This is a genomic window from Mangrovicoccus sp. HB161399 (assembly GCF_013184745.1).
Lineage (GTDB): Bacteria > Pseudomonadota > Alphaproteobacteria > Rhodobacterales > Rhodobacteraceae > Mangrovicoccus.
On sequence record NZ_JAATVU010000001.1, the window covers coordinates 39,724 to 59,412 of the forward strand.

General features: G+C 68.7%; 13 protein-coding genes. 3 read left to right on the forward strand and 10 right to left on the reverse strand.

The window, feature by feature from the left end; all coding sequences use genetic code 11:
* Positions 1 to 13: 13 nt before the first annotated feature.
* From HCC78_RS00220 to rpe, 3 genes are all read right to left on the reverse strand, one after another.
* Positions 14 to 2,437 carry a circularly permuted type 2 ATP-grasp protein gene (locus HCC78_RS00220; RefSeq protein ID WP_253948975.1) on the reverse strand — a complete coding sequence of 808 codons (2,424 nt, stop codon included), beginning with the start codon at positions 2,435 to 2,437 and terminating at the stop codon, positions 14 to 16.
* 3 nt (positions 2,438 to 2,440) lie between these two features.
* A complete protein-coding gene (locus HCC78_RS00225; RefSeq protein ID WP_172326724.1) occupies positions 2,441 to 5,812 on the reverse strand; it encodes a DUF2126 domain-containing protein in 3,372 nt (1,123 codons plus the stop codon).
* A 269-nt stretch (positions 5,813 to 6,081) separates the two neighbouring features.
* On the reverse strand, positions 6,082 to 6,777 hold the full coding sequence (gene rpe, locus HCC78_RS00230; RefSeq protein ID WP_172326725.1) for a ribulose-phosphate 3-epimerase: 696 nt from the start codon (positions 6,775 to 6,777) through the stop codon (positions 6,082 to 6,084).
* Between the two features lie 189 nt (positions 6,778 to 6,966).
* On the opposite strand from rpe, the gene HCC78_RS00235 reads away from it, so the two are divergent.
* Positions 6,967 to 9,027, forward strand: coding sequence for a TonB-dependent receptor domain-containing protein (locus HCC78_RS00235; RefSeq protein WP_216670975.1), 2,061 nt, complete (start codon positions 6,967 to 6,969; stop codon positions 9,025 to 9,027).
* Between the two features lie 39 nt (positions 9,028 to 9,066).
* Here the strand turns inward: HCC78_RS00235 and HCC78_RS00240 are convergent, their stop codons facing one another.
* The 6 genes from HCC78_RS00240 to fabG form a co-directional block, all read right to left on the reverse strand.
* On the reverse strand, positions 9,067 to 9,801 hold the full coding sequence (locus HCC78_RS00240) for a LuxR C-terminal-related transcriptional regulator (protein ID WP_172326726.1): 735 nt from the start codon (positions 9,799 to 9,801) through the stop codon (positions 9,067 to 9,069).
* Between the two features lie 264 nt (positions 9,802 to 10,065).
* Positions 10,066 to 11,226: an endolytic transglycosylase MltG gene (gene mltG, locus HCC78_RS00245; protein WP_172326727.1), complete on the reverse strand. Its 1,161-nt coding sequence runs from the start codon at positions 11,224 to 11,226 to the stop codon at positions 10,066 to 10,068.
* On the reverse strand, positions 11,226 to 12,488 hold the full coding sequence (fabF, locus tag HCC78_RS00250; RefSeq protein WP_172326728.1) for a beta-ketoacyl-ACP synthase II: 1,263 nt from the start codon (positions 12,486 to 12,488) through the stop codon (positions 11,226 to 11,228). Before fabF ends, mltG begins: the two co-directional genes overlap by 1 nt.
* 137 nt (positions 12,489 to 12,625) lie before the next feature.
* Positions 12,626 to 14,158, reverse strand: a complete 1,533-nt coding sequence (locus HCC78_RS00255; protein ID WP_172326729.1) for an FAD-dependent oxidoreductase — start codon at positions 14,156 to 14,158, stop codon at positions 12,626 to 12,628.
* A gap of 926 nt (positions 14,159 to 15,084) precedes the next feature.
* The gene (locus tag HCC78_RS00260; protein ID WP_172326730.1) at positions 15,085 to 15,321 is read right to left on the reverse strand and encodes an acyl carrier protein; all 237 of its coding nucleotides are present in this window, start codon (positions 15,319 to 15,321) and stop codon (positions 15,085 to 15,087) included.
* A 228-nt stretch (positions 15,322 to 15,549) separates the two neighbouring features.
* Complete coding sequence (fabG, locus tag HCC78_RS00265) at positions 15,550 to 16,287, reverse strand: 3-oxoacyl-ACP reductase FabG (RefSeq protein WP_172326731.1); 738 nt, start codon at positions 16,285 to 16,287, stop codon at positions 15,550 to 15,552.
* Positions 16,288 to 16,651: 364 nt separating this feature from the next.
* On the opposite strand from fabG, the gene HCC78_RS00270 reads away from it, so the two are divergent.
* Positions 16,652 to 17,416, forward strand: a complete 765-nt coding sequence (locus tag HCC78_RS00270) for a VPLPA-CTERM sorting domain-containing protein (RefSeq protein WP_172326732.1) — start codon at positions 16,652 to 16,654, stop codon at positions 17,414 to 17,416.
* Positions 17,417 to 17,482: 66 nt separating this feature from the next.
* Here the strand turns inward: HCC78_RS00270 and fabD are convergent, their stop codons facing one another.
* On the reverse strand, positions 17,483 to 18,418 hold the full coding sequence (gene fabD / locus HCC78_RS00275) for an ACP S-malonyltransferase (RefSeq protein WP_172326733.1): 936 nt from the start codon (positions 18,416 to 18,418) through the stop codon (positions 17,483 to 17,485).
* A 287-nt stretch (positions 18,419 to 18,705) separates the two neighbouring features.
* Between fabD and HCC78_RS00280 the strand changes: the two genes are divergently transcribed.
* Complete coding sequence (locus HCC78_RS00280) at positions 18,706 to 19,647, forward strand: AEC family transporter (protein ID WP_172326734.1); 942 nt, start codon at positions 18,706 to 18,708, stop codon at positions 19,645 to 19,647.
* Positions 19,648 to 19,689: the final 42 nt, after the last annotated feature.

Here is a 19,689-nt window from a genome sequence, read left to right on the forward strand (position 1 = left end):
CGCGGTCCTCCCCTTACCTGAAATAGTGCTGGGTCAGGAGGTTCGACACCTCCATCAGCTCGCCGCGGGTCTTCCACAGCGCCTGGGTGTCCAGCGTGTGCGGGCGCTGCAGCTCGATATCGGTCTGCACCCGAATCACCGCGCGGTAGAAATCGGCCAGCCGCCCGTGCACGTCGGCGCCGGGCAGCCTTTCGCACAGCGTGCGCATGCGGTTGAGCTGGTAGAGCAGCGCGCGCGGGTTGCGCCCGTCGAGCGCCAGCAGGTCGATCACCGTCTGCCGGTTGGTCGCGATCGTATAGCGCCGCCGGTGGGTGATGCCGCTGTCGCCCAGCTCCACCGCCAGGTCGAGCCCGCCCTCGGGCGCGGAATGGTCGGCGAAGCGCGCCAGCATCGCGCAGATGTCCATGGCGCGTTCCAGCGCGCGGCCGATCGACAGGAAGCGCCAGCCGGTGAAGCGGTACATGTTGTCCTGCACCAGCCCCGAGAAGCCGGTGATCTGGCGCAGCAGGCCGGAAATCTCGCGCGCGATGTCGTCGCCCGAGCGGGGCTCCTCGTCGCTGCGGTGGTTCTCGGCCAGCAGCATCGCCGCGGCCTGCAGGTCCTTCAGCGCCAGCCAGCCGTCTACGGAGAAGCGGTCGCGCACCTGCGCCGCACTCTGCACCGCGGCATCGAGCATGTCGGTCAGCGCCAGCGGCACCGGCTGGGACACGTCGACCCCGCCGATGGTCAGCGCCTTGCCGATCTCATGCTGCAGCGGCATGTCGGCCGCGGCGTTCTCCGCCAGCCGGACATGGTAGGCACGCAGCATCCGCATCGTGCCCTCGGCGCGCTCGACATAGCGGCCGAGCCAGTAGAGGTTGTCGGCGGCGCGGCTGGGCAGCAGGCTCAGATCCGGCCGGGTGCCGAGCGCCGAGCGCGCCTCGGCGATCGCCGTCTGCGAGCCGGGCGGATCCGACAGCAGCCAGACATCGGCAACCGAACCGCCCTTCTGCAGCGAGATCGCAGTGGACTCCTGGTTGCGGCCGATGCGGGCATAGCCGCCGGGCATCAGCGCCCAGCCCTTGCTGGTCCGCGCCGCGAAGATGCGCAGCGACATCGGCCGCGGCACCAGCTTCTCGCCGTCCCAGGCCGGGGTGGTCGACAGCCTCACGGCCTCCTGGCCGACGAGGTTGCCGGCCTCGTTCTCGATCCAGTCGGAGATCGATTCCTTGGCGGAGCCGCGGAACTTGCCGCCCAGCACGGTCTTGCCGTCGGTGTCGAACGGCAGCCGCGTCGCCAGCGCCGGCGCGATCATCATCCGGTCGGTATTCGACTGCACGTGCGACCGCTCCGCCCCCTGCCCGCACCACCAGGTGGCGATGTTCGGCATCTTCAGCGGCTCGCCGGTCAGCGCCTGGCAGATGCGCGGGATGAAGGCCAGCATCGCGCGCGTCTCCAGCACGCCCGAGCCGAGCGCGTTGACCATGGTCAGCGAGCCCTGCCGGATGGCGCCTGCCAAACCGGGCGTGCCGAGGCGCGAGGCCTCGTTCAGTTCCAGCGGATCGGCCCAAGCGCTGTCGATGCGCCGCCAGATCACGCTGATCGGCTGCAGCCCGTTGACGGTGCGGACCATGACGCGGCCGTCGCGGACCACCAGATCCTCGCCCTCGAGAAGCATGAAGCCGAGGTAGCGGGCGATATAGGCATGCTCGAAATAGCCCTGGTTCAGCATGCCCGGCGTCAGCACGCCGACCCCGCCCTCGGTCTCGTCCGAGAGGCTTTCCAGCGCAGCGCGGAAATCCGCGAAGAAGCCGCCGATCTTGGCCACGGTCTTGTCGGCGAAGTATTCCGGGAACATCCGGCTCATCGCGACGCGGTTCTCCACCGAGAATCCCGCCCCGGTCGGGGCCTGCGTGCGGTCGCCCAGCACCCACCAGCGCCCGTCCGGACCGCGGCCGATCTCGAAGGCGATGAAATGCAGGAAATGGCCCGAGCGCGGCTCCACCCCGACCATCGGGCGCAGCCATTCGGGCATCGAGGCCACCAGCGCGGCCGGCAGGTGCCCGTCCGCGACCAGATGGTTCGGTCCGTAGAGATCGGCGAGGATCGACTCCAGCAGGTCGGCGCGCTGCACCAGCGCCTCGGAAATGGAGGTCCAGTCCTCCTCGGAGAGCAGGACCGGGATATGGCTCAGCGGCCAGGCGCGCTCGCGCGAGAACCCGTGGTCGTATTCGCGGTAGTACACCCCGGCATCGTGCAGGTACTGCTCCGCCCGGTGGAAGCGGCGCTCGATGTCCATGCTGGAAAGCCGCCCGAACTGGCCGATGAAATCGCGCCAGGCCGGACGCATCTGTCCGGCCGGGTCAAGCAGTTCGTCAGCAGTGTTCGCGGTCGGCCGGTAGTCGCGGATGAACGCCGCGAGCCCGCCGCGACGCTCGGATTTTTCATGCGTGCTCAATCATCACATCCCGGCAAGGCGCCGAAGGTCGAGCGTCATCGGGAATTCCGGATGCGGCGTCTCGATCGGCGGCACGTAAAGGCCCGGCGTATGCCCATGCGGCTGGAAGCGTGCCAGCCTGCGCGCCTCCGCCTCGTTCGAGTTGACCGGGAATGTGTCGTAGTTCCGTCCGCCCGGATGCGCAACATGGTAGACGCAGCCCGCGATCGCGCGGTTCGACCAGGTGTCGAACACGTCGATGGTCAGCGGCACGTGCAGCGGCACGACCGGATGCATGGCCAGCGGCGCCTGCCAGGCCTTGTAGCGGATCCCGCCCACGGACACGCCGTTCTCCGCCGTCTTCTGCATCGGCACGATGCGGCCGTTGCAGGCCACGGTATAGCGCGACGGGTCCGAGGTTGTCAGCTTGACCTGGGCACGCTCGGTGGAGCTGTCGGTGTAGCGCACCGTGCCGCCGATCGCCCCGGTCTCGCCCATCACGTGCCATGGTTCGAGCGCCTGGCGCAGTTCCAGGTGGATGCCGGGCCCCTCGACCTCCCCGCAGAACGGGAAGCGGAACTCGGCCTGCGCCTTGTACCAGTCGGCCTGCATCGGATAGCCATGCTCGTTCAGATCCGCCAGAACTTCGTTGAAGTCCTCCCAGAGGTAATGCGGAAGCATGAACCGGTCGTGAAGCGTCGTGCCCCAGCGCGTCAGCTTGCCGGAAAGCGGGCTTTCCCAGAACCGCGCGATCAGCGCCCGGATCAGGAGCTGCTGCGCCAGCGACATGCGCGCATTGGGGGGCATCTCGAAGCCGCGGAACTCGACCAGGCCGAGCCGGCCGGTCGGGCCGTCGGGCGAGTAGAGCTTGTCGATGCAGATCTCGGCCCGGTGGGTGTTGCCGGTGACGTCGACCAGAAGGTTCCTGAGCAGCCGGTCGGTCAGCCACGGCAGGGGCGGCATGCCCTCCCAAGGCGCCGGGATCTGCTGAAGCGCGATTTCCAGCTCGTAGAGGTGATCCGCGCGGCCCTCGTCGACGCGCGGCGCCTGAGAGGTCGGGCCGATGAACAGGCCCGAGAACATGTAGCTCAGCGACGGATGCCGCTGCCAGTGCAGGATCAGCGAGCGCAGCAGGTCCGGACGGCGCAGGAAGGGGCTGTCCATGATGGTCGCGCCGCCGATGACGACATGGTTGCCGCCGCCGGTGCCGGTATGCTTGCCGTCGATCATGAACTTGTCGGCGCCGAGGCGGCTCTGGCGGGCCTCCTCGTAGATCGTCTCGGTGATCTCGCGCGCCTCGTCCCAGTTCGACGCGGGCTGGATGTTGACCTCCAGCACGCCCGGATCGGGAGTGACCTTGATGACGTTCAGGCGCGGGTCGGAGGGCGGCGGATAGCCCTCGATATGCACCGGCATGCCCAGCCGCTTGGCCGCGGCCTCGGAGGCGGCGACCAGCTCCAGATAGTCCTCCAGCCAGACGACCGGCGGCAGGAAGACCGTCAGGCGGCCGTCGCGCGGCTCCACCGAGATGGCGGTGCGGACATGGCCGTCGATCTCGTAGAGGCTCTGCGGGACCGGGCCGTCCTTCTCTGCGGTCTCGTAGGTGACGGTGGCGACCTTCTGGTCGAGCCATTCCTTACCCAGCCGCTCGGCCATCTCCTTGGAGATGTCGGGCAGCGGCGGCCGTTCCAGCGTGGTGTCCGCCTCGTTGATGTAGGGATACTCGGCCGGGGACAGGTAGGGCAGCGCGCCCAGCGGCAGGCGGTAGCCCACCGGGCTGTCGCCGGGGACCAGGAACAGCTTGCCGCGGCGGGTCTTCCATTTCTCCGACATCCACTTGCGGCTGGTGGTGTGCTTCACCTGCCAGGGCTGCACGGGAAGGACGTAGCCCACCGGCTTGGTCAGGCCGCGCTCGAACACCGTCAGCATCCGCTGGCGTTCCTCGGCATCCTCGAGATGCGAGTTCTCGGGGTCGACATTGTCCGGCAGGCGGCCTTCACGGATCAGCCATTCGGCCGGGTCCTCGTAGGCGGGCATGATGTTGCCGGTCTCGACCGCCAGCGCCTCGGCGATCGCCGTGGTTAGCTGCGCCGCATCCTCGTAGGTCGGCTCGTCCTCCTTCTCGATCTCGGCGACCGGCAGCTCGCGCGCGATCAGGTCGGGATCGTTCCAGATCGGCTTGCCGTCGCGGCGCCAGTAGCAGGAGAAGGTCCAGCGCGGCAGGGTCTCGCCCGGATACCACTTGCCCTGCCCGTAATGCAGGAAGCCGCCGGGCGCGAATTTCTCGCGCAGCCGCCGGATCAGGACATCGGCCAGCGCCCGCTTCTGCGGGCCGACGGCGGCGGAGTTCCATTCGTCGGATTCGAAATCGTCGATCGACACGAAGGTCGGCTCGCCGCCCATGGTCAGGCGGACGTCGTTCTCGGCCAGCTTCTTGTCGACATGCGCGCCGAGCGCGTTCAGCGCGTCCCAGCTGTCATCGGAAAACGGCTTGGTGATGCGCGGGTGCTCGGCGACCCGGGTCACCTGCATGTCGAAGTCGAACTCGGTCTCCAGGTCGTCCGGCGCCGAGAACCCGCCCGAGATCGGCGCGGCGTTCTTGTAGTGCGGCGTGGCGGCCAGAGGGATGTGGCTCTCGCCGGTCAGGAGGCCGGAGGTCGGATCGAATCCGATCCATCCCGCACCCGGCAGGAAGACCTCGCACCAGGCATGCAGGTCGGTGAAGTCGACCTCGGTGCCGGAGGGGCCGTCCAGCGCCTTCAGGTCGGGCTTCAGCTGGATCAGGTAGCCCGAGACGAAGCGCGCCGCGAGGCCGAGGTTGCGCAGGGCCTGCACCATCAGCCAGGAGCTGTCGCGGCACGATCCCTTGCCGTTCTCGAAGGTCTCTTCCGGGGTGTAGACGCCCGGCTCCAGCCGGACGACATATTCGACGGCCTCGTTGATGCGGCGGTTCAGGTCGACGACGAAATCGACCGAGCGCATCTTCTCCGTCGGCACGCCCTCGAGGAATTTCTTCAGGTGAGGCCCGGCCGGCTCGGGCTTCATGTAGATCGACAGATCCTCGAGCAGCTCCTCGGGATATTCGAACGGATAGAACTCGGCGCGCTCCTCGACGAAGAAGTCGAAGGGGTTGTAGACCGACATGTCGGCGACAAGGTCGACCTCGATCTTCAGCTCGCGCACCGGTTCGGGAAACACGAACCGTGCCAGCCAGTTGCCGTAGGGGTCCTGCTGGTGGTTGACGAAATGGGTGGACGGACTGACCTTGAGCGAATGGGTCAGAACGCGCGTCCTCGAATGCGGGGCCGGCCGCAGGCGGATGACCTGGGGGCCCAGAACCACCGGCTGGTCGTACTTGTAATGGGTCAGGTGATAGATGCTGGCCTTGATCGACATGAGTAACTGCGCCCCTCGTACCCTTCTTTGTCCGGCACGCTTTCACAGAATAATCGATGACGCCAGTGCCCCCGCCGCCGCGGCCGAGGCGGCGCAGGCAGGCTGCCTAAAATTTAGACCTGTTTTCCTCGGAAAATCGGACCGCCGGGGCCTGAGTGCCGCAGGGCGGGCGGCAGGCGGCCGACCGTGTCGCGGCGGCCACAGCGCGCCGCCCGGGCGCGCAGGGCGGGCGGCATTGGGAGGGCGGCGTGCCGCCCGTCCCGCCGGGATCAGGCCGCGGCGCCGGCAGCCGCGCGGATCGCCGCGATATTGGCGCCGTAGGGCGCCGGATCGGCGACCGAGCCGCCCTTGAAGACCGCGGAGCCCGCGACCAGGACGTCGGCGCCTGCCCCCGCCACCAGGGGCGCGGTTTCCGGAGTCACGCCGCCGTCGATCTCGATATGCACCGGACGGTCGCCGATCATCGTGCGCAGCGCGCGGACCTTGGCGGTCATGTCGATGAACTTCTGGCCGCCGAAGCCCGGGTTCACGGTCATCACGCAGACGAGGTCCGTCAGGTCCAGCAGATGGGCGACAGCCTCCGCAGGGGTGCCGGGATTCAGCGCGACGCCCGCCTTCATCCCCGCAGCGCGGATCGCCTGCAGCGTGCGGTGGATATGCGGCCCGGCCTCGACATGGGCGGTCAGGATGTCGGCGCCCGCCTCGGCGAAGGCGTCGATATAGGGATCGACCGGCTGGATCATCAGGTGGACGTCCATCACCGTCTCCACATGCGGGCGGAAGGCCTTCACCGCGGGCGGGCCGAAGGTCAGGTTCGGCACGAAGTGGCCGTCCATCACGTCGACATGGACCCAATCGGCGCCCTGCGCCTCGATGGCGCGGATCTCCGCACCGAAATTGGCGAAATCCGCCGACAGGATCGACGGCGCGATCTTGATGGCGCGCGAGAAGTCCGAATAGGCCATGGGCTCCCTCCGTTTGCAGGCGCTCCCCGTTATCCGGTTCCGCTGCACAAGGCCACTGCAAAAGCGCACAGTCACATTGCCTTGACAATCCCGACCGTTTTGCTCGACTAGTGGCCGAAATCCACCAAGGCTGCGCCGCAGAGGCGCGCCCAGGCAGATCCCCTCCCCGATCCCACGGAGTTTGCCGAGATGATCCCGACCCGCCCTGCCGCGGGCGGCGCTGTCCTGCCGCGCCCGCCCTTCCTGACCACGACCGCCTTCGGACTGCTCTGCAGCGCGCTGCCCGCCGCGGCGCAGGAAGACGGGCTGACCATGCTCGGCGACATCACCGTCACCGCCGGCGGCTTCGCCCAGAGCGTCGAGGACGCCCCCGCCTCGGTCACCGTGATCCCCGGCGAGGAACTGGAGCGCCAGAACGTCACCGACCTGACCGACATCCTGACCGGCGTGCAGGGCGTGGCGACCACCGGCACGGCGGACGAATCCGATATCTTCATCCGCGGCCTGCCCGGCAGCTACACGCTGATCCTGGTCGACGGCCGCCGCCAGGGCACCCGCGAGAGCCGCCCCAACGGCTCCTCGGGCTTCGAGCAGAGCTGGATCCCCCCGGTCGCCGCGATCGAGCGGGTGGAGATCGTGCGCGGGCCGATGTCCTCGCTCTACGGCTCCGACGCCATGGGCGGGGTGATCAACATCATCACCAAGAAGGTCAGCCCGGTCTGGAGCGGCTCGGTGACCGTCGAGGGCACCATGCCCGAGCACAGCCGCGACGCCGCCTCCGCGCAGCAGAGCTTCTACCTTGCGGGCCCGCTTGTGCAGGACAAGCTGGGGCTGCAGCTCTGGGGCCGCAACTACTGGCAGGGCGAAAGCGGCGTTCTCGACGGCAATGCCGAATCCGAGGACGAGGACATGACCGCGCGGCTGACTTGGACGCCGTCGCAGGACCATGAATTCCAGGCCGAGATCGGCCGCACCCGGGTGCAGAACACCACCACCGACGGCAAGTCCGTGGCCGAGGGCGACGGCGACGCCAAGAACCGCCACACGCGGGAGCACTGGATGCTGGGCTACCGCGGCAGCTGGGGCAGCACGGAGGCCGACCTGTCCTTCCAGCGGGAGACCGGAGAGCGCAACACCTGGAGCGCCGATGCGGGCGAAAGCCTGGTCAAGTCGGACCGCCATCCCGAGATCGCCAACTCGGTCCTCGACGCCAAGTTCACCCAGCCCTTTTCCGGCCTGGGCGAGCACACGCTGGTCTTCGGCGGGCAGTATTTCGATGCCGTGCTCAAGGACCAGAATTCCGGCACGCAGGACGACTCGCAGCAGGAATTCTCGGCCTGGCAATGGGCGCTCTTCGCCGAGGACGAATGGAAGATCGTCCCCGACTTCGCCCTGACGCTGGGCGCGCGCTATACCGAGCACGAGAATTTCGGCGGCTACTGGACCCCGCGCATCTACGGCGTCTGGACCGCCACCGACCGGCTGACGGTGAAGGGCGGCGTCTCCACCGGCTACAAGGCGCCGGAGATCCGCCAGACCACCGAGGGCTACTACTACGCCACCCAGGGCGGCCGCGGCGTGATCGTCGGCGATCCCGACCTGAAGCCGGAAACCTCCACCAGCTACGAGCTGGGCGCGATCTGGACCGACAGCGTCTGGCAGCTCAGCGCCACCGCCTACCACACCGACTTCAAAGACAAGATCGAAAGCTACAACACCGGCGACACGATCGAGGTGGACGGCGTCACCCGCAATCTCTGGCAGTACCGCAACGTGCAGGACGCGACCATCGAGGGCGTGGAACTGGCGGCGACCTGGGACATGAGCGCCGTGCTGTCCTGGCGGGCCACCTACACCTATACGGAAAGCGAGCAGGAGACCGGCGAGTACGAAGGGCTGCCGCTGGCGCGGACGCCCGAGCACCAGGCCTCGATCCGGGCCGACTGGCAGACGCCGGTCGACGGGCTAGATGCCTGGGGGCGCGCGACCTATCACGGCGAGGAAATCAATGCGGGCGCGCGGATCGGCGACAACGGCACGGCCTACCGGACCGACAGCGACGGCAACGTGATTGCGTACAAGTACGACGCCTACACCACGATCGACATCGGCGCCTCCTACGCGTTCAACGACAACCTGACGCTGAACGCAGCAATCTACAACCTCGCGGACATCGAGATCGAAAGCGGCGACAGCAACACCGTCGGCGAAGGCCGCCGCCTCTGGCTGGGCCTGACGGCAAGCTTCTGAACCGCCGCCGGGCCGCCGCCCCTGCCGCGGCCCGGCAGATCACAGGTCGAGCATGCCCCGCGCCATCGCCAGCGCCAGCGCCTGCTCGCGCGTCGCCGCCCCCATCTTCTTCCGCGCCCGCGACATGTGCATCCGCACCGTCACCTCGGCGAGCCCCAGCCGGGCGGCGATCTGGTTGTTGTCGAGCCCGGCTGCGAGATAGCTCAGCACGTCCTTCTCCCGCCCGCTCAGCGGCCGGTAGGCCATGCCGAGGAAGCCTGCGCAGTCCTGCGGCGCGTTGAGCCGCCCGGCCATCATCGCCGAGACCGCGGGAAGGATCGCCAGCGTTTCCGGCGGCAGCACCGCTTCGGCCGGGTCTTCGGTGCAGAACAGGACTGTCTTGGTGATCGGCCCCTCGACCCATTTGCGGCCCAGCAGGTGGCGGTAGCGGTAGTCCTCCAGCAGATCGGCCATTTCCGCCGCCTGGCGGCGCGGCGCGGCAGCGCGGACGTCGGCGCAGCAGAACTGCCCGGACAGGCTGTCGGACGCGATCCAGCCGATCACCGGGTCAACCTCGTACATCCGCCCGGAGGTGTAGGATTCGACCCAGTCGGCCTGCATGCCGTAGCGGATCCAGACCGGTTCCCCGGAGCGGGTGAAGACCCCGGCCGCATTGACCGCCGCGAGGCCGAGACGCTCCGCCGCGCGCTGCGTCGCCAGCCAGCCGGCCTCGCCGGTGGCCGCTTCCGCGCCGAACATGTCGGCGATGTCGATGATCGCATTCACTGCGGACACGGCCGGGAATCCTTACCTATCGGAAACGATAGCTTACCAGCCGCCTCATCACACGTTAAGAATGTATTTAGTTTAGGCGTTTGGGGAGCCCTAGGCTCCGCAACATCTTGATAAAATTGTGCTTTGCAGAACCTTCCAGCCAGGGAGGTACAGCTCCCTGGCTAATTTTCCGGCGTGCCGATTACCAGGAATTGCACGGCACTGCGGTGCCGTGCCAGCGAGGCAGCACCTTCCCAGACAGCTGCGCCTTAGGCAGGCCGGGCATTATTGCCCGGTCTGCTGAAGCCTTTCGCGCTCGATCTCGCGCCATTTGCGGACATTCGCGTTGTGCTCTGCCAGCGTGCTGGAGAACACGTGCCCGCCGGTGCCGTCGGCGACGAAGTAGAGGTAGTCGGTCTGCGCCGGATGCAGCGCCGCCTCGATGGCCAGGCGGCCGGGATTGGCGATCGGCCCCGGCGGCAGCCCGTCCACCGCATAGGTGTTGTAGGGCGTGAAGCGGCGCAGTTCGCTGGCGCGCAGGCCGCGGCCGAGCACGCTCTTGCCCTCGGTGATGCCGTAGATCACCGTCGGGTCGGTCTGCAGCCGCATGCCCTGTTCCAGCCGGTTGACGAAGACCGAGGCGACCGTCGGCCGCTCGCCGTCCACGCCGGTCTCCTTCTCGACGATGGAGGCCATGGTCAGCGCCTCTTCCACCGTCTCGTAGGGCAGCCCTTCGGAGCGCGACGCCCAGGCTTCGTCGAGGATCCCTGTCTGGCGCTCTTCCATCTCGGCCAGGATGTCGCCGCGCAGGTCGCCCGGCGCTATGTCGTAGCTGCCCGGCGCCAGAGTGCCCTCGCCGGGCACGAAGTCGACGCTGCCGTCGAGGATGTCGAGCTTCTCCAGCGCGTTCCAGACCTGCCAGGAGGTCACGCCCTCGGCCACGGTGACGCGGAAGCCGCCGAATCCCTGGTCGAGGAAGCGCTGGTAAGCTTCCGGTTTCGGCGCGTCGGGCTGGAATTCGGCCACGACCTCGTAGCGGCCGGTTTCCGGCGCGATCTCGCGCAGCTGCAGCTCGGTCAGGGTGACGCCGATGCGGTAGTTGACCTCGGCGCCGCAGGTGCTCTGCCCGGTGGCGGTCAGCAGGTCCGAGATCTGCTCCATCGAGGCGCCGGCCGGCACGAGGAAATTCCCCGCCTTCAGCTTGGCGCTGCGCTCGGTATAGTCCGAGCCGAGGCGGAAGATGCGGCCATTGGCGACCGCCCCCATGTCCTCGAGCTGCTGGGACACGCTGGTCATGGTGCCGCCGCGCGGCACGCTGATGCAGACCGCGTCAGCCAGCGGGCCTGGCGTGACCCAGCTGCGCTGCGCCCAGTAGATGGCGCCGGACAGCGCCATCAGGGCGATGATCAGCAGCGTCAGGAAGTTGGACGCAACGGATTTCCACATCAGGCCGCGACCTGGCCGATCACGAGCGACGCGTTGGTGCCGCCGAAGCCGAAGCTGTTGGACAGCGCGATCTTGATCTCGCGCTCTTCCTTGGCATTGGGCGCCAGGCTGAGCTTCGGCGTCACGGCCGGGTTGTCGAGGTTGATGGTGGGCGGCGCGACCTGGTCGCGGATCGCGAGGATCGAGAAGATCGCCTCGACCGCGCCCGCGGCGCCCAGAAGGTGGCCGATGGAGGACTTGGTCGAGGACATCGTGGCCTTGGAGGCCGCATCGCCCAGGATCGCCTCGACCGCGCCCAGCTCGATCGTGTCGGCCATGGTCGAGGTGCCGTGGGCATTGATGTAGTCGATCGCCGAGGGCAGGATGCCCGCCCGCTTGATCGCCGCGGTCATGGCGCGCTTGGCGCCGTCGCCGTCCTCGGAGGGCGCGGTGATGTGGTAGGCATCGCCCGACAGGCCGTAGCCGAGGATTTCCGCATAGATCTTGGCGCCCCGCGCGACCGCGTGCTCGTATTCCTCCAGCACGACGACCCCCGCGCCTTCGCCCATGACGAAGCCGTCGCGGTCGGCGTCATAGGGACGGCTGGCCCGCTCGGGCTCGTTGCCGCGCTTGGTCGACAGCGCCTTGCAGGCGTTGAAGCCCGCGATGCCCAGTTCGCAGATCGCGGATTCGGCGCCGCCGGCGATCATCACGTCGGCATCGCCGAGCTGGATCAGCCGCGACGCGTCGCCGATCGCATGCGCACCGGTCGAGCAGGCGGTGACGACCGCGTGGTTCGGGCCCTTGAAGCCGTAGCGGATGGACACCTGGCCCGAGATCAGGTTGATCAGCGAGCCGGGGATGAAGAACGGCGACACGCGGCGCGGGCCGCGCTCCTTCAGCAGGATCGCGGTGTCGGCGATGGTCGACAGGCCGCCGATGCCCGAGCCGATCAGGACGCCGGTGCGTTCCCTGCCCTCGTCATCCTCCGGCATCCAGCCGGAATCCTTCACCGCCTGCTCGGCCGCGGCCACCCCGAAGAGGATGAATTCGTCGACCTTGCGGGCCTCCTTGGCCTGCATCCAGTGGTCGGGATTGAAGGTGCCGTCCGTGCCGTCGCCATAGGGCACCTCGCAGGCATAGGTGGTCGCAAGGTGGCCCGCATCGAACTTGCCGATCGTGCCTGCCCCCGACTGTCCGGCCAGAAGGCGGGTCCAGGTCTCCTCGACCCCGCAGGCCAGCGGCGACACCATTCCCAATCCCGTCACGACTACCCGACGCATGGTCTGCTCCCGTTCTCATTAGCGCTCCGGCGCCTGATACCCTGTGGCGCGCGATGCGGCAAGCGCAAGACCCTGCGGAACCCGCCCCGGTGCGGCTTCCCCGCCCCAAACGGGCGGGAAACCGCGGACCGGACGGCTCAGGCCGCCGCGGCGCGGGCGCGCAGAAGCCCGTCGACCTCGGCGAGAAAGCCGCCCCCCGCGCGCGAGACATCGCCCAGGATCGCCTGCACGTAGTCGACGGGCAACTCGTGTTCGGCCGGGAAGTTCCGCAGCGCGCAGGACGACCGGTTGAAGGCGAGGATCTCGCCCAGATGGCGGTTGAGGAAGCTCTTCGCCATCGTGCCTACATGCTTCACCACCTCGGCCCGCGCCCCGTCGGCGCCGATCTCCTCCTCGGGGAAGGGCACGGCCGAGAGCACGCCGATCGCCTCGCCGAAGAAGGCCTCGACGCTGTCCAGCGCCGCGAAGCGGGTGACCATCGTGCCCTGCTGGCGCGACAGCCGCTGGTTCAGGTGGTGGCGGTAGACGTCGAAGGCGGCGGTCTCGCGCGCCTCAAGCCAGCCCGCAAAGCCCATCAGCCCCTCCTCCTCCGCCGCGGGACGGACCGGCGGCGCCAGCGCGATCTGGCGCAGCACCCGCTCGGCCGACTCCAGAGCGCCCTCCATGTGGCCCGGATCGCGCCCCGCGGTCTCGGTTCCGGCGAAATAGAGCCGCCCCTGCCAATGCGCGCGGCGCAGGAAGGCCGGGGCGGCGCTGCGGCGGGCCGCCGGATCGGCGAGGTCGCGCGCGGAACAGGTGAAGGGCTCGGCTGCCCAGTCCCGGAAGAAGGGCATCCCGCCTTCGAGCGCCTTGCCGAAGATCTGGGTCATCTGGCTGGAGATCAGCATCGGCAGCCCGGCGCCGAACTGCGCCCGCGTGCCGGGGTCGAGCGCAAGGAAGCCGCCGAGCGCGCCCGGGACGCCCTCCGGCGCGCTCAGGTCGAAAGTCTCGTGCAGCACCGCGCGGTCATGGGTGACGGTGGCGTTGCCCGACTGCCCCTCGGCGCGCCAGGGCGCGCCGGGCCAGGTCACGGCCGCCTTGGCCACCGGTGCCATCCAGGTCGGCATCTCCGCCAGCCGCTCCAGCGGCATCTCCGGCTCGAAGCGCACCGTCTCGGCGATCAGCCGCGGCGGCAGGGCCAGCACCACGCGCTGCGCCTCCGCCTCGCTGCCATCCGCGAAGCCCAGCCGCACATGGCCGCCGCAATCCGTCACCGAGGCCAGCACATGGCCCGGCCGGATGCGTTCCGCCCCGACCCGTGCCGCCAGCCCCGCTACCGCCGCGCCCAGCCCCTCGGCCACGCGCAGCGCGCCGCCATGGACCGGATCCGCGCCGTCGGGCTCCGGTCCGCCCTCGGCATCGCGCAGGATCAGGTTCGATCCGCCGTCATGCTGCGGCACCGCAGACAGGCCGAGCTTCGCCACCAGCGCCGCCATCAGCGGCTGGTCCGGCCAGTACCAGGCCGGCCCCATGTCGAGCGCCAGCCCGGTTCCGGGATCGGCAACGGTCAGCACCCGGCCGCCGAGCCTTTCCCGCGCCTCGAAAAGCAGGACCTCCTGCCCTTCGTCAGCCAGTTCCGCGGCCAGGGCCAGCCCTGCCAGCCCGCCGCCCACGATTGCCGTTCCGATCATGACGCACCTCCTGTTCCACGCGCAGAATTGGCCAAGCACGGGCCATGCCGGGTCCGCCTCCACGGGGATCCGGGCCGGGGCGCAGCCGGACAGTGTCGCAAACCGGACAGCCGCCGCCGGATTCTCCATGCAATGGCGCGCCTCCCGGACCACCCGGATGCCACTGCCAGGATTGCCGCGGCCGGTTGGAGGAGCCATAGGCGAAGACGCTCCCATCAGGCGGATCCTGCCGGGGCCCGGCGGGCGCATGCGGGGGGCGGAGACCCGGTCTGCGGAGGGCAGGCTGCGTAAGCGGACCTGAGAGGGGGAGGCCGGTCTGGACGGCTCCGCCTGCGCCGACCGCGCGCCGAACATGGTCCCGGTGGCGGCGCGGGGTGCACGGCGCCCGTCCGCCCGATCCGCAACGTGCTGCGTCGGCATGGCGGACCGGCCCGGCCAAGCCATTCCCGGCCCGCCGCCGGTTTTCAGTCGCGGGTCCCGCCGCCATCGCTGCCCGCCTGCGGACTGTGCCCGCCGCATTGGCCCGCGGAAAGCGGCCGCAGCCTGTCCCGCTCAAGTCCCGCCGGCGGAGAGCGCCGTTTTCCCGGGCGTGACGGCGGAATGCGGGAAAACACGCTGCACGGTGCATGACCTGCCAGCCGCCGTTGGCGGCCATGGGGCCGGGACATGCGCGATGACGCGGTCAGGGAGATTCGCGCATGGCCGCCGGCGGGCCGGGACGCGGCGCCGAACCTTGCCTGCAGCCAGGACGGGCCGGAAGCGGGTCTGCTGCCGCCCCTGCAGCGATCGTGCCGCCCCTGCCCCATCCTCATCCAACTCAGCTGGCGGAAGCGGCGAACCTCGGCCTGCTGGGAACGAGCCCCCCTTGAAACGCAAAATGGCACCCCGAGGGTGCCATTCGCGACGTCAGCGTCCGATCGATCGGATCAGGCCTGGGCCTTCTCGATGAAGGAGACGGCATCGCCGAAGGTCTGGATCTTCTCGGCGGCATCGTCCGGAATCTCGATCCCGAACTCTTCTTCGAACCGCATCACCAGTTCCACCGTGTCGAGGGAGTCGGCACCGAGATCGTCGATGAACGACGCCTGCTCGTTGACCTTCTCTTCTTCAACACCCAGCTGCTCTACGACGATCGCTTTGACGCGCTCGATGATGTCGCTCATCTTCGGTTCCTCATTTTTCTCTCAGGGCGGGTGCCCGAATACCGTATTCTGCGGGCCCTCTGACCCTTTTGCGGGACCGGGCGCCAGAGAAGCGCCGCAGCCCCGGACCCCTCCGGAAAGCCGCCCATCTGGACGCCATCCCCGGAAAAATCTTGCGCGCCTATAGCACAGGAGCCGGGCAAGGCAAACGCTTTCGCCCCCGCCCGGAGCTGCCCCTGCGACAGGTCATCAGAGCATGGCCATGCCGCCGTTCACATGCAGCGTCGCGCCGGTCACATAGGCCGCTTCGGGGCTGGCGAGATAGAGCACGGCGGCCGCGATCTCTTCCGGCGTGCCCATGCGGCCCGCCGGGATCTGGCCCATGATGGCGGCCTTCTGGTCGTCGTTCAGCTTGTCGGTCATCGCGGTCTGGATGAAGCCCGGCGCCACGGCGTTGACGGTGATGCCGCGGCTCGCCACCTCGTAGGCCAGCGACTTGCCCATGCCGATCATGCCGGCCTTGGCGGCGGCATAGTTGCCCTGGCCCGGATTGCCGGTCGCGCCGACGATGGAGGAGATGTTGACGATCCGGCCCCAGCGCGCCTTCATCATGCCGCGCAGCACGCCCTTGCAGAGCCGCATGGTGGAGGTCAGGTTGACCTCGATCACGCTCGCCCACTCGTCGTCCGACATCCGCATGAAGAGGTTGTCGCGGGTGATCCCGGCATTGTTGACGAGAATGTCGACCGATCCCATCGCCTCTGCCGCCTGCTTCGGCAGCGCGGTGACGGCCTCGGCATCCGACAGGTTGCAGGGCAGCACATGCGCGCGCTCGCCCAGTTGCGCCGCCAGCGCCTCCAGCGGTTCGACCCGCGTGCCCGAGAGGCCGACCGTGGCCCCCGCGCCGTGGAGTGCCCTGGCGATTTCCGCGCCGATGCCGCCCGATGCGCCGGTGATCAGCGCCGTCTTTCCGCTCAGATCGAACATGTCGTGTCCTCTGCCCCGTCTTGTCACGTTGCCGACTGCCCTACCCCAGCCGCGGAAGCCGGCGCAATCCCCGGGCCGGCCGGGGCGGACAAAAAGCTGCGGCACGCCGGAATTCCTGACCGGCTGGGCCGCCGCGGATCGAATCGTCCGTCGCCGGAGGGCGCAGCCTCCCCGCATCGCAGATGCCTTTCCCGCGGAAAGATGCATTTCTCCGAAAATTCTTGCTGAATGAACAATTGCGGGTTGAATTGAATCGACGATCCAACCATCCTCGATGTGAATATGTATCTGGAGATTGTTCTGCGTCTTCCGGTTATGTCCGCATGGTTGCGGAACGTCTCCGAAATCACTTGCGATAGGTGACATGAAGAAACAGAGCAACCTCATTTCATGCGGCGTCCTCCTCGCCGCATTCTCCTTCACCGCCCCGGCGACTGCCACGGTGCTAAATGGCGACGACTATTACGCGGCGGGCTCCGTCACCGGGATAGACGCTGCGATCTCGGCACAGCTTCCCGGGACAGGATTCACCGCGGCCTTCGACGAGAACGCGTTCCGGACCAGCGGAAGCGGCGTGACCCGGTTCCCGGATGCCACGGCGGGCGAACGCGAAATCAGCATGGAAATCACCGCGCAGATGACGCTGCAATCGGGCGGATCGACCTGGGGCCCGGCCACCGTCAGCATCGGCCATCTCAGCACCAACTGGATCTCCAGCCGCGAATTCCAGCTGATCTTCAACCTCTACGGGCCCGACGAACTGGCGCTGAACAACGGCCTGCCGGATCTGGGACGGAACCTGGAGATCGACATGACGCAGGGCCTGCCGTTCATCGGCATCAAGATGGGGCTCTTCGACATCCCGATGGAGCATGTGGACGAGGTGATCACCAGCGTCATCCAGGTGGGCGGACCGACCCTGCCGGACAGCGAGATCCTCTACGCCCAGCAGGCCGCCGCGGTCTATTACAACGACCTGACAACTGCGGATCTGACGAACACCACCCTGACCTACCGGATCGCCACGAACTATGCCGCCGTGCCGGTTCCGGCCAGCGCGTGGATGCTGCTTTCCGGGGCGGGGCTGATGGGCGCGCTGCGCCTGCGCGGGCAACTCAGGAACTGCTGAGCCCCATCCGGACAGGCATGGAGCACGGCAATCGCGGGCCCTTCCGGGCCCGCTGCCTTTTCCGGCTCAGGCCAGCGCCAGAACCGACTTGACGTCTTCGGGCGTGCCGACGGCCTTGCAGGCGATGGAGCGCTCGATCCGGCGGATCATCCCCGACAGCGCCTTGCCAGCGCCGATTTCCCAGATCTCGTCGACCCCCTGCGCCGCCATCCAGGCGACGCTCTCGCGCCAGCGCACCGAGCCGGTCACCTGCCGCACCAGCTCGGCCCGGATCGTCTCGGGATCGCTGACCGCCTCGGCCAGGGTGTTCTGGACCACCGGCACGGCCGGCGCGCGAATCTCCACCTCGGACAGCTTGGCAGCCATCGCCTCGGCCGCGGGCTGCATCAGCGCGCAGTGGAAGGGCGCGGAGACCGGCAGCATCACGGCGCGCTTGGCGCCCTTGCCCTTGGCGATTTCCACGGCGCGCTCGACCGCCGCCTTGTGGCCCGAGACCACGACCTGGCCGGGATCGTTGTCATTCGCCGCCTGGCAAACTTCGCCCTGCGCCGCCTCCTCGGCAACGGCGGCCGCCGCGGCGAAGTCGAGCCCCAGCAGCGCCGCCATGGCACCGGCGCCCACCGGCACCGCCGCCTGCATCGCCGCGCCGCGGGCGCGCAGCATCCGCGCGGTATCGGCGACGCTCAGAGCGCCCGACGCGGCCAGCGCGGAATACTCGCCCAAGCTGTGGCCGGCCACATAGGCGCCCGTGCCGATTTCCCAGCCTTCGGCCTCGAGCGCGCGCACCGCGGCCAGCGAGCAGGCCATCAACGCGGGCTGGGCATTCTGCGTCAGCGTCAGTTCGGCGATGTCGCCGTCCCAGACGAGCGCGGAGAGCTTTTCGCCCAGGGCCTCGTCCACCTCGTCGAACACGGCCTTCGCGCCGGGATAGGCCTCGGCCAGCGCCTTGCCCATGCCGATGGTCTGGGCACCCTGCCCGGGAAACACATATGCGCGCGTCATGGCGAGCTCCTCCAGCTGTTCCGTTCTTCCGTTCCGTGGTCTGCGCAGCGGATTAGCCAATGCCGCGGCGCGTTGCAATCTCGCGGCGCAACCGGAAACGAGGGCGGCGCCCTGCGACGCGGCGCCCCAAGCCGCCCGCTAGCCGTGCGGCCCCATCGACGCGCCGCCCGCAAGGATGTTACCGGTAGCGCAATGACCGGGGCCGCCGCCCCGCCCTGCCTTGCGAGACCCGATGACCCTGCACCCCTGCCCGGCACGCGACACCCAGCCGGGGGCGACGGACTGACATGCTGGACGTCTTCCTGCTGGCCGTGCCGCTCTACCTGCTGATCGCCGCGGGCTTTGCCGTCGTGCGGTCGGGATACCTGCCGCCCGAGAACCTGGGCGGCGTCGGACAGTTCGCGCTGAAGGTGTGCCTGCCGGTGCTGATCTTCGCCGCGGTGTCGAAGCCGGGCGAGCTGCTGCTGCTGAACTGGAGCTTCGTGGCGGGCTATTCCGCCGCCTCCTTCCTGGTGATCGCCGCGATGACCCAGGTGATGCGCCGCCTCTACGGCCACCCGCCGGGGCGCGCGATCATCCTCGGGCTGGGCTGCGGCAGCTCCAACAGCGCCTTCTTCGGCCTGCCGGTGGCGGCGATCGCGCTGGGGCCGGACGCGGCGGCGACGATCTTCGCCTGGATCCTGCTGGCGGAGAACATGGTGGTCATCCCGCTCTGCGTGTCGCTGGCCGAAAGCGCCGACCAGCGCGCGGGCAGCTTCCTCGCGTCGCTTCGCGGCGTGCTGGCCGGCATGGCGCGCTCGCCGCTGATGATCGGGCTGGTGGCAGGACTGGCCGTGTCGGTGACCGGGCTGGAGCCGCCCGCCCCGATCGCGCGCACCATGGGGATGATCGTCTCGGCCGCGCCGGTGATGTCGCTGATGCTGGTCGGCGGCTTCATCGCGCATGAAAGCGTGCGCGGCGCGGGCGTGCCGGTGGCGGCGATCACCTTCGCCAAGCTGCTGCTGCATCCGCTGGCCGTCTATCTGGTGCTCTCCGCGCTGCCGGGACTGGACCACGAGACGGTGATCGGCGGGATGCTGTTCGCCGGGGTGCCGATGTTCACCATCTTCACCCTCTTCGCCGCGCGCCATGGCGGCGAGACCCTGGCCTCGGCGGCCCAGGTGATGGCGACCGCCGCCTCTCTGGTCACGATCAACTTCCTGCTCTTTCTCGCGATCACCTCTCTCTGACCGGAAATGCAGGGGAGATGTGCGCGCAGCGCGGATTGGGCC